The following is a 14973-nucleotide window of genomic DNA, read 5'->3' as shown; positions in this document are numbered from 1 at the left end:
CGGTTACAACCACCTGCCATAGCTTTTTATCGTGGATATGGTAGAGACTTGGTTAGCATATCACGCTGGTATCAAAATGCTGGAAAAAGACATGGGCGGTATCCTTCATTCCGGAGGGTATTGCCTATCCTTTTATTTATCCTATTAATTTCAGTTTTTCGAATAGCATACTATAAGTATTGAAAACTACAATTACCGATTGTGATACATACTCAACACTTTCTTCTATGCTGAAAAAGGAGGCTAAAGCCCGAATGGAAGGTTTAACAACTGCTACTCATCATCGAAGAAATGCCACATTGCTCTCCATCGTTCCTGGATTCGGACAGTTTTACAATAAGCAATTTATTAAAGGAATGATCTTTTTAATTTTAGCGGCATCGTTTGCCATCGTTTTTTCTGAGTTTTTAGGAGTAGGTTATTGGGGCATTGTCACTTTAGGGGAAATTGCTGAATTAGACAATTCAGTATTCCTGTTAATCGATGGCATCATTGCTTTAATTATCACGATCATGGGTCTATGTGTATATGCATTTAATTTATATGACGCGTACCATAACGGGAAGAAACGTGATCTAGGTGAATCGGTAAACTCGGTAAGACAGCAATACCATAACTTAATAAATAATGGATTTCCCTACTTAATGATCTCACCAGGATTCTTCCTCTTGATTTTTGTTGTTATTTTCCCAATATTATTTGTCATACTTTTGGCATTTACCAATTACGATTTGTACCATTCACCACCAGGAAATTTAGTGGACTGGGTTGGATTCCAAAACTTTATTGATATTTATAAACTGGACATTTGGAGAAAAACATTCTTTGCTGTACTTGCTTGGACCATTGTCTGGACTTTCGTTGCTACAACTTTCCAAGTAGCTTTAGGGATCTTCCTAGCGATTCTTGTTAATCAAAAGGATTTGAAAGGAAAAGCAATCATTCGTACAATCATGATTTTACCTTGGGCTGTCCCATCGTTCATCACAATCTTGATTTTCTCGGGTATGTTCAACGAAACTTTCGGCGTCATCAATAAATCCATCCTTCCTTTAATAGGGCTCGAAGCTGGGTTGCCTTGGATGACGAATGAAATGTGGACGAGATTTGCGTTGATTATGATTCAGACATGGTTAGGATTCCCGTTCATTTTTGCGATGACAACAGGGGTTCTTCAATCCATTCCTGATGAATTGTATGAAGCAGCAAATGTGGACGGCGCATCCATCATGCAAAAGTTCTTCTCGATTACATTGCCGTTAGTGTTGTATGCGACGGCGCCAATTATCATTACGCAATATACATTCAATTTTAATAACTTTAACGTTATTTTCCTGTTCAATGGGGGAGGTCCAGCGATTCCGAGCCAGAATGCCGGGGGTACCGATATCCTCATATCGTGGATCTATCGTCTGACAATGACCAGTGCACAGTACGGAAAAGCGGCTGCTGTCACCATGATCCTTTCAATCATTGTCATCTCCGTAGCGTTATGGCAATTTAAACGCACGAAATCTTTCCAAGAGGAGGATATGATGTAACATGAGTAATAAAAAAAGCAGAATCATCCGCCTCACGTTATCTTATTTAGCTATTTTAGCGATGGTTGTCATTGTTGTGTATCCATTGCTATGGGTTATTGGATCTTCATTAAATCCAGGTCAAAGTTTATCAGGATCAAAAATGTTTCCCGATAATCCAACATTCAAACATTATGATTTCTTGTTTGATACAGAGAAATCCAATTACCTTCTTTGGTATTGGAATTCCATGAAAATAAGTGTCATAACGATGGTATTAACGGTTATCTCTGTGTCATTTACAGCTTATGCCTTTTCACGATACCGTTTCTATGGAAGAAAGAACGGCTTGATGACATTTCTAATCCTGCAAATGATTCCAAACTTTGCAGCATTAATAGCAATTTTCGTATTAGCCATCCGTACTGGTTTGATTGATACGCATATTGGATTAATTCTTGTGTATGTTGGTGGACAAATACCGATGAATACGTACCTGATGAAAGGTTATTTGGACACCATTCCAAGAGAACTGGATGAATCGGCAAAAATGGATGGTGCAGGTCATATGCGCATCTTCTTCCAAATTGTTATGCCTTTGGCTAAACCAATCATTGCAGTTGTTGCATTGTTCTCGTTCATTGCACCTTTGGGTGATTTCATCCTCGCACGGATTTTACTACGCGATGATCAGAAATTTACACTTGCCGTCGGTCTATACGAAATGGTGGCCAAGCAGTTTGGTAATGAATTCACAAAGTTCGCAGCAGGTGCAGTATTAGTAGCAATTCCTATCGCGATTCTGTTCTTGATGTTCCAAAAATATTTCGTATCTGGTCTAACAGCAGGCGGGACAAAAGGTTAATACCCTGGTTTTGTAAATAAGCTTTGTTTACTGTTTTTATTAAAAGTGATGGAATCTGCGACAAAAAACCTGCTCCTGCGGTTACTCGTCACAAAGGTTATGGTCAAACTACATTTTTGGATTTTGGTTCTTTATGAGACGAAATCAAAAAATAACCACTTGAATATTAATTATTTTGTAAATTAATTCGTCAACAATCGTTATAATAGATTTATATGAATTATGGTTATGAAGTTCTTAAAGAGAGGATGAGGAGCTTTGGCCATCACAATCAAAGACGTTGCCAAACTATCAAATGTGGCACCTTCAACCGTGTCGAGGGTCATTGCGAATAACCCTCGAATCAGTGAAAAAACTAAAATTAAAGTAAGAGCTGCTATGGATGAGCTAGGCTATCATCCGAATTTTATCGCTCGCAGTTTAGCCAATCAGTCAACAAGAGTTATTGGATTGGTTTTGCCAAACTCAACAGATGTATTCTTCCAGAATCCATTTTTCCCGACAGTATTGAGAGGGTTAAGTGACGGAGCTAATGAACGACATTATGCGTTGCAGATCAATACGGGAAATACAGATGAAGAGATTTTTGACGGGGTTGTACAAATGGTGCAGGGCGGCCGTGTTGACGGAGTCATCCTTTTATATTCCCGGATTGAAGACAAAGTCTTGAATTATTTGAGAGAAAGAAATTTTCCATTTGTCGTAATAGGAAAACCGTTTAAAGATGTGGAGCAAATTACATATGTAGATAACGATAACTATAAAGCGACAAAAGAAGCGACGAGTTACTTGCTGAGCCTGGGGCATAAACAAATAGGTTTTATTGGCGGAGATCTGAACTTCGTGGTGACGGTCGAGCGGTTACTAGGTTTTGAAAAAGCTCTAGGTGAAGCTGGTCTTCAAAGCAACGACGATTATATTATACACAGTCAGTTTTTACGTGAAGGTGGGCAAGAGGCTATTGGGAAGCTCATCAATCTGGAAGAACCTCCTACCGCTTTGGTGGTGGCTGATGATTTAATTGCACTTGGCGTTTTGAATACATTGTTGGAAATGAATATTTCCGTCCCTGAAGACATGTCGATCATCAGCTTCAATAATGTGCTTTTTACTGAACTGTCCCATCCACCTTTAACCTCAGTTGATATCAATATTTTCGAAATCGGCTATCAGGCGGCAAAAAGCATGATTCAACTATTGGAAAATCCAAATGAACCAGTTAAGCGGATCATAGTGGACCACGAAATCATCAAACGTTGCTCATGTTCAGAAAGCATTAAAAATATCAGTGTTCTTTAAGGAAATGATAAAAAAGCTCGTCCAAAATTTATTGGACGAGCTTTTTGCTATTCTAATTGATCATCGAAATAATTGACGACTCCATTGTAAATGCCCAAAGATGCTTGTTCTCTGAATTGTTCAGTCGTCACTGCACGTTCTTCTGATGGATTACTCAGGAAACCAAGTTCAATCAAGATCGCTTGTTGACGATTTTCTCGCAGTACAAGATAATTTCCAGGCTGAGCACCGCGGTCACGCAAGGAAATTGTGTTCCCAAGGGATCGATGTACACTTTGAGCAAGTCCTTTTTGATAGCCATGCATGTAATAAGTAGTGAACCCATTAATCGCACTGCTGTCGGTTGCGTCATAATGAACACTGATAAAAGCATCTGCAGCGAGTTGATGGCCGATAGCCACGCGTTTTCGCAAGTCAACATAGACATCGGAATCACGTGTCATGACGACATTGGCACCAGCAGACTGTAATTTGCTTGCCAGAAGTTCAGATGTGCGAAGAGTAATTCCTTTTTCATCCGTTCCTCTGGCTCCTGTAGTGCCGTGATCATTTCCACCATGCCCAGGATCGACAATGATGGTTAATCCATTTAATGTGCCTTTTTTACGTTTTGATTTTGATTTCTGTTGGTGTGTTTCTTTTTCAGAGGCATCGGTAGAGATTACCCAATTGGCAACATAGCCTTTCGTGCCATTTGGCGTTTTTACTTCATACCAATCTCCAGTTTGTCCGGTTGTTTCAAATGATTCGCCAGCATTTGCACGATAGACGACTTCACCCGATGTGTCAGGGGTGGAACGCAAATTCGTACCATTGTATACGATAAAGATATTTTTGCTTTTCGTTTTTTTACTACCTTGTTCTTGTTTCGGCTTCTCGGAAGAAGCAGTACTGGCAGTTGCAGTCATTGTGCCATAAAAAGAATAGACCCAGCCACGTTCATTAGATGAAAGTTCGATATTCACCCAATTGTGTTGTTTTTCAATAATTTTAAATCGTTCGCCTTTATTGATGTTGGCAACTTTTTTTGCTGTTAAATCTGGTTTGGAACGGACGTTAAGACTATCAACTGAAACTTCGAACTGATTTTCTTTCGTCGCGCCTTGCTTTGTAGGCTTAGTATCGTTTGTTTGAACCGTTATGTATTCTTTCGCAACAAAACCTTTAACTTGATTAAAGGAAATTTCAGCCCATTTTCCATGATCAGTCAACAGTGTCGCTTGATCGCCGGCAGAAAGTTTTGCCAGGACCGCTGCATCAATCGAAGGTTGGGAACGGACATTTAATCTGTCTACTTTAGAAACAACAAGTTGTCCGGTCGCTTGTTTCTTTTCACCCAATTGCTTCGTGTACCAAGATGCAACCCATCCCTCAGAAGTACCACGACGAACCTTTAACCAATCACCCTGTTGTTCAAGAACTAGCATTTGATCGCCCATTTTCATAGAAGCAATAATCGGATAGGCAAGTCCCGGTCCTGAACGTAAATGTAAATTTGATACAGTCGACTGGACATTTTCACCTTCAGCTTGTATAGATGAAGGTAGGATAAGAGATAATAATAAAAATAGTACTACTAAAATTTGCACATTTTGTCGAAGTTGAAATTTTGTCATAAAATCCCTCCTTTTGTACATTGTAAAGACTGTTGACTGAAAAAACTATAGCTTTCTGAAAAAAGGTTGACATCTCAAACGACAGTCATTAAGATAAGGTATAATCTGAATCAAACAAATTGCCAATGACCAAGAAAGTAGCTGTTTAATACGCTGTTAAGAGAGGGAAAGACGTGGCTGGAATCTTTCCTACAGAAGCACTCAGTGAACAACACTTGGTAGGTTTTTCGTCGAAATACCCTCGCGGTGCAGTAGGCGGAAACGGAACCGGTCGTTATCCGGACTAGAGAGGACACAAGTTTTTTGTGTCAATTAGGGTGGAACCGCGGAAGCTAACATTAGCTCTCGTCCCTTGCGTTTTTGCGCAAGGGGCGGGAGCTTTTTATATTGTCAATGAAAGGAGACATTAATATGTCGATTAATGTGCCAAGAGGAACAAAAGATTTACTGCCAGGTGAAACAGAAAAATGGCAAGCAGTTGAAGAATTAATTCGGGATACGTGTCGGTTGTTTCAGTATAAAGAAATACGTACACCTATTTTTGAACATACTGAACTGTTCACGCGAAGTGTAGGGGATACGACAGATATCGTACAAAAAGAAATGTACACGTTTACCGACAGAGGCGATCGCTCCTTAACTTTACGCCCTGAGGGAACAGCATCAGTCGTACGTTCATTTGTAGAAAATAAATTATTCGGACTGCCAAATCAACCGGTTAAATTATATTACATGGGTCCGATGTTCCGATATGAGCGTCAACAAGCGGGTCGCTACCGTCAATTCGTACAATTCGGCGTTGAAGCAATCGGAAGTAAAGATCCAGCAATTGATGCTGAAGTCATGGCACTTGCTATGAATGTCTATAAAAAAGCAGGATTGAAGAAAATCAAATTGGTTCTCAACTCTTTAGGAGATACAGAAAGCCGACAATTTCACCGTGATGCATTAATTGCTCACTTTGCTCCTCACATCGAAGAGTTTTGTTCGGACTGTCAAAACCGTCTGAAAAAAAATCCGCTACGTATTCTTGATTGCAAAGTAGACCGTGAGAATCCATTAATGGGTACAGCTCCTCAATTACCGGACTACTTAAATGAAGAATCTCTGACTTATTTTGAAAAAGTAAAACACTACCTTGATATTTTATCGATTAAATATGAACTCGATCCGAATTTAGTACGTGGTCTTGATTATTACAATCACACAGCTTTTGAAATCATGAGTGAAGGTGAAGGCTTTGGCGCCATAACGACTCTTTGTGGAGGCGGTCGATATAATGGGTTAGTCGAAGACCTAGGTGGACCAGATTCTCCTGGGATCGGCTTTGGTATGAGTATCGAACGATTATTATTGGCATTGGAAGCAGAAGGTGAATCGTACACAAATAACGATTCACTCGACGTTTATGTGGTAGCAATGGGTGAAGCTGCGAAAGATAAAGCCGTTTCATTCGTTTCCCAACTTCGTCAAAACAATATTTCAGCGGAAATGGATTACTTAGACCGTAAAGTGAAAGCGCAAATGAAATCGGCCGATCGTCTGAACGCAAAATTCTCAGTAGTTATCGGAGATAATGAACTGGCAACGGGCAAAGTTTCACTGAAATATTTAGCAAATGGTACGCAGCAGGAATTGGCATTAGATGAAATTGTTGAACAATTTGAAGAAATCGCAACTAGAGCAATGGAGGAATTAGCATGACAAAACGTACACATCCATGTGGAGAAGTAGCAGAACAGGCAATTGGGCAACAAGTCGTATTAAAAGGATGGGTTCAAAAAAGACGTGATTTGGGCGGATTGATTTTCTTGGATCTTCGCGACCGTTCGGGCATCGTACAAATTGTTTTCAACCCGGACATTTCCCAGGAAGCGTTGGCTATCGCAGACAAATTACGAAATGAATTTGTCGTTGAAGTGAGCGGGGAAGTAGTTGCCCGTCAAGAATCACAAGTGAATCCTAACATGGTGACGGGACGTATCGAAGTTCAGGCAAATCTAGTGACCATTGTTAATGAAGCGAAAAATCCACCATTTGCGATTGAAAACCAAACAGATGTCAGTGAAGACTTACGATTGAAATATCGTTATTTAGACCTTCGCCGTCCGGTAATGTATGAAACATTTAAAATGCGTTCAGAAGTAACGAAATCGATTCGACGATTCCTGGATGAAGAAACATTCCTTGAAGTGGAAACACCAATCCTTACGAAATCAACACCAGAAGGAGCACGTGACTATTTAGTACCAAGCCGTGTGCATGACGGGGAATTTTACGCATTGCCACAATCACCTCAATTGTTCAAACAAATGCTGATGGTGTCAGGCTTTGAAAAATACTACCAGATTGCTCGTTGTTTCCGCGATGAAGATTTACGTGCAGACCGTCAACCTGAATTTACTCAAATCGACATGGAAATGAGCTTCATGTCAATGGAAGAAATTCTTGAAATGAACGAACGCATGATGAAGAAAATGATGAAAGACGTCAAAGGCATTGAAATTGAAACGCCTTTCCGACGCATGAAGTACACAGAGGCAATGGATCGCTTTGGTTCTGATAAACCTGATGTCCGTTTTGGTCTTGAACTTCAGGACGTATCAGCATTGGTTGCGGATTCTTCATTCAAAGTATTTGCTGGTGCCGTTGAAAATGGTGGCCAAGTGAAGGCAATCAATGTCAAAGGGTCAGCTGACAACTATTCACGTAAAGATATCGATGCGTTAGGTGAGTTTGCCGGTCGCTATGGTGCGAAAGGTCTTGCTTGGTTAAAAGTCGACGCAGAAGGATTGAAAGGACCAATCGCTAAATTCTTTGAAGGAGAAGCAGGCGAGAAATTAGCTCAAACACTAAACGCTGAAGCAGGAGATTTATTGTTGTTTGTTGCTGACAAAAAATCGGTTGTTGCCGATGCTTTAGGTGCACTTCGCATGAAGTTAGGAAAAGAACTCCAATTAATCGACGAAAGCAAATTTGCTTTCTTATGGATTATTGATTGGCCGTTATTTGAATATGACGATCAGGAAGGCCGTTATTATGCAGCTCACCATCCGTTCACGATGCCTTTCGTCGAAGACATCGAATTAATGGATACGGACCCAGCAAGCGTCCGCGCACAAGCCTATGACTTAGTGTTAAATGGCTATGAGCTAGGTGGCGGATCACTGCGTATTTATGAACGTGATGTGCAAGAAAAAATGTTCAGTATTCTTGGTTTCTCTCAGGAAGAAGCGACAGCTCAGTTCGGCTTTTTGCTTGAAGCGTTTGAGTATGGAACACCTCCTCACGGTGGTATTGCGTTAGGGTTGGACCGATTAGTTATGTTATTAGCTGGCCGCACAAACTTACGTGACACAATTGCTTTCCCTAAAACTGCGAGTGCGAGCGATATTTTAACAAAAGCACCAAGCCCAGTCTCGGAAGAACAATTGAAAGATTTATCATTGGCAATCAGTATTCAGAAAAATCTAAAATCAGGTGAATAAGAGGCTTGAATTTCTAAAATAGATATGATAGGATACTTGTAACACGAATCCTGATGTGTTCGTTAATTGCCAATCGCTTTTGACCGAACAATAATATCGTCGGGAATCCTCCTTTTATAATGGCTAACATGCCCCCAGGGGACGTTATAAGTTGTAAAGTGGATACCCACCTGCTGTGTGCGGGTTCAAAACGATACGCTTCATAATGACGGCACGATTGGGATTCGTCCTACATTATGAATAATCCCTCTAGCTTGCTTCAAGCTAGAGGGTTTTTAATGATTACAATCCCGACTAAAACGATATAGATTGTGAGGACATCATATGTTACACCAATTTTCACGAAATGAATTAGCCATAGGTACTGAAGGTGTCGACCTGCTAAAAAACACGACAGTCGCTATTTTGGGTGTTGGAGGCGTAGGTTCTTTTGCTGCGGAAGCATGTGCCAGAAGCGGCATCGGGAAAATCATCCTCGTTGATAAAGACAATGTAGATATTACAAATATCAATCGCCAATTGGTTGCTTATACATCAACAGTAGGACGCTCGAAGTCCGAAGTAATGAAGGAACGAATTTTGGACATCAATCCTGCATGTGAAGTACATGATTTACACATGTTCTATACAGAAGAAACATACGAAGAATTCTTCAGCCATAACTTGGATTACGTCATCGATGCTTCTGACACTATCATTTACAAAATCCATTTAATGAAAGAATGTCTGGCTCGAGGCGTCAAAGTCATTTCAAGTATGGGGGCAGCAAATAAGACAGACCCTACACGCTTCAAAATTGCTGATATTTCTAAAACACATACGGATCCTTTGGCAAAAGTGATTCGTACGAAACTTCGTAAAGAAGGAATCTATAAAGGAATTCCTGTTGTTTTTTCTGACGAAAGCCCGATTGTCGTTCGAGAAGATGTGGTGGAAACAGTTGGTAAGCCAGATGCGAAAATTCGTAAGGCAAAAATGCCACCATCGTCGAACGCATTCGTACCGTCTGTTGCCGGATTAGTTGCAGCAAGCTGGGTTATTAACGATATTACAAAAGAAATTCCGGTAAAACGCGTACGTTCTAATTAATTTACGAAGGCGACCCTTCAAGTTTAACTGGGGTGGCCTTTTTTCTTGTGCTGAATTTGATGATAGGGGCAACTATTCGTTCGATAGGGGCAACTTTTGTGCGGATAGGGGTAACTTTCGAGCGCAAAGGGGCAACTTTCACGTTTATAGGGGCAACTAACCAATTTCCTCCTAATTCTTCACCACAACACATAAAAAGACCTGAAACGCTCGCTGGCGATTCAGGTCTTCTTTCCTTTAAATGATTCCAACTTCTGATAAATACCCGCAAGTTTCTTTTCTTCGCCCGCGAGCACCGGATTGTAATACTTCGAACCAATCAAATTGTCAGGCAGATAGGTTTGATTGACCCAACCGCCAAATGATCCAATCGGTGTGTTGTGCGGATATAAATATCCTTCGTGTCCAAGTGCAGCTGCTCCTGCATAATGTGTATCTTTCAGATGGCTCGGGATATCGCCAACTTTTCCGGCATGAATGGAAGCAATGGCAGCATCAATTGCTTTATAAGCTGAATTGGATTTCTCCGATAAACACATTTCCACGACAGCATTTGCCAACGGAATGCGAGCTTCCGGCAACCCCAACCGTTCAGCTGCCTGGATGCTCGCAAGAACGTGCGCGCCAACTGCTGGATTTGCAACGCCGATATCTTCGTATGCCATGACAAGAAGGCGTCTCGAGACTGCTACCAAATCACCATTTTCAAGTAAATGGGCCAAGTAATACATGGCCGCATTGACATCACTTCCGCGCACGGATTTTTGCAATGCAGATAACAAATTATAAAAATGCGATCCTTTTTTATCTCCGAAAACGCCGATGCGATCGACGAGATTTTGAAGCAAAGCGGCGTCTACTACAACCACGCCATCTTCATCGTCAGACGCGGAAACGACAGATTCAAGCAGAGTCAAAGCTTTTCGGGCATCACCATTTGCCGCTTCTGCGATTTTCATTTGCTGTTCTTCAGAGATATTAATCTTTTGTCGGCCTAAGCCGCGTTTGTCGTCATGTAATGCGCGTTGTATCAATACCAATAGGTCTTCAGCCGTCAAACGTTTCAGTTGTTTGATTTCTCCGCAACGGGAACGGATAGCCGGGTTTACATCATGAAATGGATTTTCCGTTGTGGCACCAATCAATACGATTGCGCCGCTTTCAACATGGGGGAGCAATGTGTCTTGCTGCAATTTATTGAAACGATGGATCTCATCAAGGAATAACAGAACTTTTCCTGTCACGCGTGACTCAGCCACCACTTCTTCTATATCTTTCTTGCCTGAGCGTGTCGCATTAAGTGCGATGAATGGAAGATTGCTAGTACCGGCAATGGCATAAGCTAGGGACGTCTTGCCGATTCCCGGCTCACCGTATAACAACATTGAAGGGACATGGCCGTTCGCAATCATTTTATATAAAGGTGTATGTTTTCCGATTATGTCTTGCTGACCAGCGATTTCATCCAATTTTTGCGGTCTCATTCGATAAGCAAGTGGTTCGTTTTGCATCATGAGTACCTCCTAAATTCGTACATTTGTTCTCTAGTATACGTGTTGCCGGAAGAAAAGTCATTTCACAGGCGATTGGTCGGAAATGTGATATACTATGTAGATGATTTTAAGGATTATACGGGGTGAATAACGTGAGAATTTCGACAAAAGGTCGATACGGATTAACGATTATGATAGAGCTAGCCAAACAATTTGGAGAAGGTCCAGTACCTCTTCGTCAAATAGCATCAGACAATGATTTATCGGAAGCTTATTTAGAACAATTGGTTTCACCGCTTCGTAATTCGGGCTTAGTTAAAAGTGTCCGCGGAGCACACGGTGGATATATGCTTTCCAAGCCACCTCATTTAATTTCTGCCGGGGATGTCATCCGAGTTCTTGAAGGACCAATTCAACCGGTGGAAGGCATTGAAAATGAAGCTCCTCCTCAACGAGAATTGTGGCTTCGCATTCGTGATGCCGTAAAAACCGTTCTGGATACTACAACGATTGAAGATTTAGCTAAATTTAGTGACACGTCATCAGATGACGGATACATGTATTACATTTAAGTGTGCGTTCAAAAAACGATTTTTGAACAACCTTTAAAAAGGAGTTCGACATGAATAGAATTTACTTAGACCATGCAGCTACTTCTCCCGTACATCCGCAAGTCATTGAGAAATTAGTCCACACGATGGAACAGTCGTATGGCAATCCATCAAGTATCCATGCGACTGGCCGAGAAGCCCGAAAACAGTTGGATCAAGCCCGTGAGCTTTTGGCAAATAGCATTGGTGCGAAAGATCAGGATATCATTTTGACCAGTGGCGGGACGGAAGCGGATAACTTGGCGATTTTCGGAACAGCATATGCACGTAAATCTCTTGGCTCACATATTATCACGTCTCAAATTGAACATCATGCCGTTTTGCATGCATGTGAAAAGCTAGAAAAAGAAGGATTTGACGTGACTTATTTACCTGTCAATGAACGAGGACTTGTGTCAGTGGAAGACTTTAAACAAGCACTTCGTGAAGATACCATTTTAGTGACCATCATGCTTGGAAACAATGAAATGGGGGCCATTCAACCGATTGCAGAAATTGGCGAATTGTTGAAACACCACCTGGCTACTTTCCATACAGATGCTGTTCAAGCATACGGATTGATGCCAATATCAGTGGATGATCTTCATGTGGATTTATTGTCTGTTTCCTCACATAAAATCAATGGTCCTAAAGGAATTGGCTTCCTTTATCAGCGAAAAGGCACAAAATTATCACCACAGCTTTTTGGTGGACAACAGGAACGCAAACGTCGCGCGGGTACTGAAAATGTACCTAGTGTACTTGCTTTCGCAGAGGCCGTATCGATTGCACAGCAGTCAATGGATGAAAAACGAAAACTGTACCAACAATTTAAGGAAATAATGATTTCCACTTGGGAAGACAAAGGAATTGCATTTCAAGTTAACGGGAATGTACAATCGACTCTTCCGCATATTTTAAACGTCAGCTTCAAAGGGACGGACGTGGAAGCACTATTGGTGAATTTGGATATGGCTGGACTTTCTGTATCGAGCGGTTCAGCTTGTACAGCAGGATCCATCGATCCATCCCATGTGCTTGTCGCGATGTTCGGAGAAAGTGCGGATGAACTTCGTAATTCTATCCGCTTCAGCTTTGGTTATGGAATAACACTTGACGATGTAACGGAAGCAGCAACGAAAACTGCCTCCGTATTAAATAGACTTGTGAAATAAATGTAGAAAAGGTGAAAGAGATGCAACAACTAAAAAGTCCTGCAGAAACACGTGTCGTTGTCGGCATGTCGGGTGGCGTTGATTCGTCCGTTGCAGCTTATTTATTGAAAGAACAAGGGTACGATGTCATCGGAATCTTCATGAAAAACTGGGATGATACTGATGAAAACGGCGTGTGTACAGCAACGGAAGATTATGACGACGTCATCAAGGTCTGCAACCAAATCGGCATTCCGTACTATGCAGTGAATTTTGAGAAACAATATTGGGATAAAGTGTTCACTTACTTTTTGGAAGAATATAAAGCAGGCAGAACCCCAAATCCAGATGTGATGTGTAATAAAGAAATTAAATTCAAGGCATTCCTTGAGCATGCAATCAGTTTGGGTGCTGATTATTTGGCTACCGGACATTACGCTCAAGTTAAGGAAGTGGACGGAGAAACCCAACTTCTTCGCGGTTTGGATAACAATAAAGACCAAACGTATTTCTTGAATCAATTGAATCAGGAACAATTATCGAAAGTGATGTTCCCAATTGGTCATCTTGAAAAGAAATTGGTTCGTCAAATCGCTGCAGAAGCCGGATTGGCAACAGCAACTAAAAAAGATTCAACAGGCATTTGTTTTATTGGCGAACGCAATTTCAAGGAATTCCTGAGCCAATACTTGCCTGCACAGCCGGGGAATATGGTGACAATGGACGGGGAAGTTATGGGACGTCATGATGGTCTGATGTATTACACAATCGGCCAACGTCATGGATTAGGGATTGGTGGAGCTGGAGACCCGTGGTTTGTTCTAGGGAAAAATCTTGAGAATAACGAATTGCTGGTCGGACAAAACATACATCACGAAGCGCTATTTTCTGATCAATTAACAGCTGTTAATATGAGTTTTACAACGAATGAGAAAAAAGACAATAAGTTCTCTTGTACAGCAAAATTCAGATACCGTCAGGAAGACGTAAGAGTTGATGTGGAATTGACGGAAAACAACGGCGCGGTTATTACTTTTGCAGAGCCTGTCCGTGCAATTACCCCTGGACAAGCAGTCGTTTTATATGACGGTGATGTATGTCTTGGTGGCGGAACAATTGACGAAGTCATAAAGAACGGAAAAAAATTAACATACGTCGGCTAATGAACGAGGAGTGAGAAGATGAAAGAATTGGAACTTGGCATTGCAGCCATTCAAAACAAAGATTATGAACAAGCTGTTGTTCATTTCAATAATGCGATTGAAGAAGAGCCGAATAACCCACTTGGATATATTAACTTTGGAAACTTATTGGCACGCATGAATGAAACAGAACGTGCTGAACGCTTCTTCCAAAAGGCTATTACACTTGATGAAAAAGCAGCGACAGCGTTTTATGGATTGGCTAATTTATATTACGAGCAGGAACGTTACGAAGAAGCGGCGAAGCTTTATGAGAAATCGATGCAGTTTGGCATTCAAGGTGCTGACGTTTACTTCATGTTAGGGAAATGCTTCGAACGTTTGGGGAACCCTAAACTTGCACTGCCTTATTTACAGCGTGCAGCTGAACTTGAGCCAACAGATGTACAAATCCGCTTGTCCTACGGCATCGGATTGGCAGCTCTTGAAATGTTCAAGGAAGCTGAACCAGAATTTATGTATGTCATTCATGAAGACTTGAACAATGCAGATGCCCACTACAATTTGGGCGTTTTGTACGCTGTATCCACAGACCGCACGAATGATGCTTTGTATCATTTGAAACAGGCGTATACACTGCAACCGAATTTCGAACAGGCACGTTATGTGTACGACATGATTGCATTAAGTCAATAACCATTCTAGGAGGCGACAGCT

General features: G+C 41.3%; 12 protein-coding genes, 1 other RNA gene and 1 other annotated feature. Of the genes, 11 read left to right on the top strand and 2 right to left on the bottom strand.

What is annotated here, in order from left to right; all coding sequences use genetic code 11:
- The first annotated feature begins 254 nt into the window (after positions 1–254).
- The 3 genes from AC1DSK_RS10185 (at position 255) to AC1DSK_RS10175 (ending at position 3684) form a co-directional block, all read left to right on the top strand.
- Positions 255–1541 (top strand): carbohydrate ABC transporter permease, encoded by a 1287-nt coding sequence (locus AC1DSK_RS10185; RefSeq protein WP_477546952.1) that lies wholly within the window; start codon positions 255–257, stop codon positions 1539–1541.
- Position 1542: 1 nt separating this feature from the next.
- Positions 1543–2385 (top strand): sugar ABC transporter permease, encoded by an 843-nt coding sequence (locus AC1DSK_RS10180; protein WP_477546951.1) that lies wholly within the window; start codon positions 1543–1545, stop codon positions 2383–2385.
- Between the two features lie 258 nt (positions 2386–2643).
- Positions 2644–3684 (top strand): LacI family DNA-binding transcriptional regulator, encoded by a 1041-nt coding sequence (locus AC1DSK_RS10175; RefSeq protein WP_477546950.1) that lies wholly within the window; start codon positions 2644–2646, stop codon positions 3682–3684.
- A gap of 47 nt (positions 3685–3731) precedes the next feature.
- Here AC1DSK_RS10175 and AC1DSK_RS10170 read toward each other — a convergent pair whose 3' ends face one another.
- Positions 3732–5300 carry an SH3 domain-containing protein gene (locus AC1DSK_RS10170; protein ID WP_477546949.1) on the bottom strand — a complete coding sequence of 523 codons (1569 nt, stop codon included), beginning with the start codon at positions 5298–5300 and terminating at the stop codon, positions 3732–3734.
- Between the two features lie 116 nt (positions 5301–5416).
- Positions 5417–5656, top strand: a binding site (T-box leader).
- Between the two features lie 55 nt (positions 5657–5711).
- On the opposite strand from AC1DSK_RS10170, the gene hisS reads away from it, so the two are divergent.
- From hisS to AC1DSK_RS10150, 4 genes are all read left to right on the top strand, one after another.
- A complete protein-coding gene (hisS, locus tag AC1DSK_RS10165; protein WP_477546948.1) occupies positions 5712–7004 on the top strand; it encodes a histidine--tRNA ligase in 1293 nt (430 codons plus the stop codon).
- Entirely contained in the window at positions 7001–8788 is a 1788-nt protein-coding gene (gene aspS, locus AC1DSK_RS10160) for an aspartate--tRNA ligase (protein WP_477546947.1), read from the top strand. Before hisS ends, aspS begins: the two co-directional genes overlap by 4 nt.
- Before the next feature lie 44 nt (positions 8789–8832).
- Positions 8833–9016: non-coding RNA, 6S RNA (gene ssrS, locus AC1DSK_RS10155), on the top strand.
- A gap of 96 nt (positions 9017–9112) precedes the next feature.
- Complete coding sequence (locus AC1DSK_RS10150; RefSeq protein WP_477546946.1) at positions 9113–9877, top strand: tRNA threonylcarbamoyladenosine dehydratase; 765 nt, start codon at positions 9113–9115, stop codon at positions 9875–9877.
- Between the two features lie 221 nt (positions 9878–10098).
- On the opposite strand, the gene AC1DSK_RS10145 is transcribed toward AC1DSK_RS10150, so the two are convergent.
- On the bottom strand, positions 10099–11388 hold the full coding sequence (locus tag AC1DSK_RS10145; protein ID WP_477546945.1) for a replication-associated recombination protein A: 1290 nt from the start codon (positions 11386–11388) through the stop codon (positions 10099–10101).
- 134 nt (positions 11389–11522) lie between these two features.
- On the opposite strand from AC1DSK_RS10145, the gene cymR reads away from it, so the two are divergent.
- The 4 genes from cymR to AC1DSK_RS10125 are packed head-to-tail and all read left to right on the top strand — an operon-like array spanning position 11523 to position 14952.
- Entirely contained in the window at positions 11523–11942 is a 420-nt protein-coding gene (gene cymR / locus AC1DSK_RS10140) for a cysteine metabolism transcriptional regulator CymR (protein ID WP_342543429.1), read from the top strand.
- A gap of 50 nt (positions 11943–11992) precedes the next feature.
- A complete protein-coding gene (locus AC1DSK_RS10135; RefSeq protein ID WP_477546944.1) occupies positions 11993–13135 on the top strand; it encodes a cysteine desulfurase family protein in 1143 nt (380 codons plus the stop codon).
- 20 nt (positions 13136–13155) lie between these two features.
- Positions 13156–14277 carry a tRNA 2-thiouridine(34) synthase MnmA gene (gene mnmA, locus AC1DSK_RS10130; protein WP_477546943.1) on the top strand — a complete coding sequence of 374 codons (1122 nt, stop codon included), beginning with the start codon at positions 13156–13158 and terminating at the stop codon, positions 14275–14277.
- Between the two features lie 18 nt (positions 14278–14295).
- Positions 14296–14952: a tetratricopeptide repeat protein gene (locus AC1DSK_RS10125; RefSeq protein ID WP_477546942.1), complete on the top strand. Its 657-nt coding sequence runs from the start codon at positions 14296–14298 to the stop codon at positions 14950–14952.
- The last annotated feature ends 21 nt before the right edge of the window (positions 14953–14973 follow it).

Source organism: Paenisporosarcina sp. P4_B8, assembly GCF_056402175.1.
This window is presented reverse-complemented; position numbering and strand designations above follow the sequence as displayed.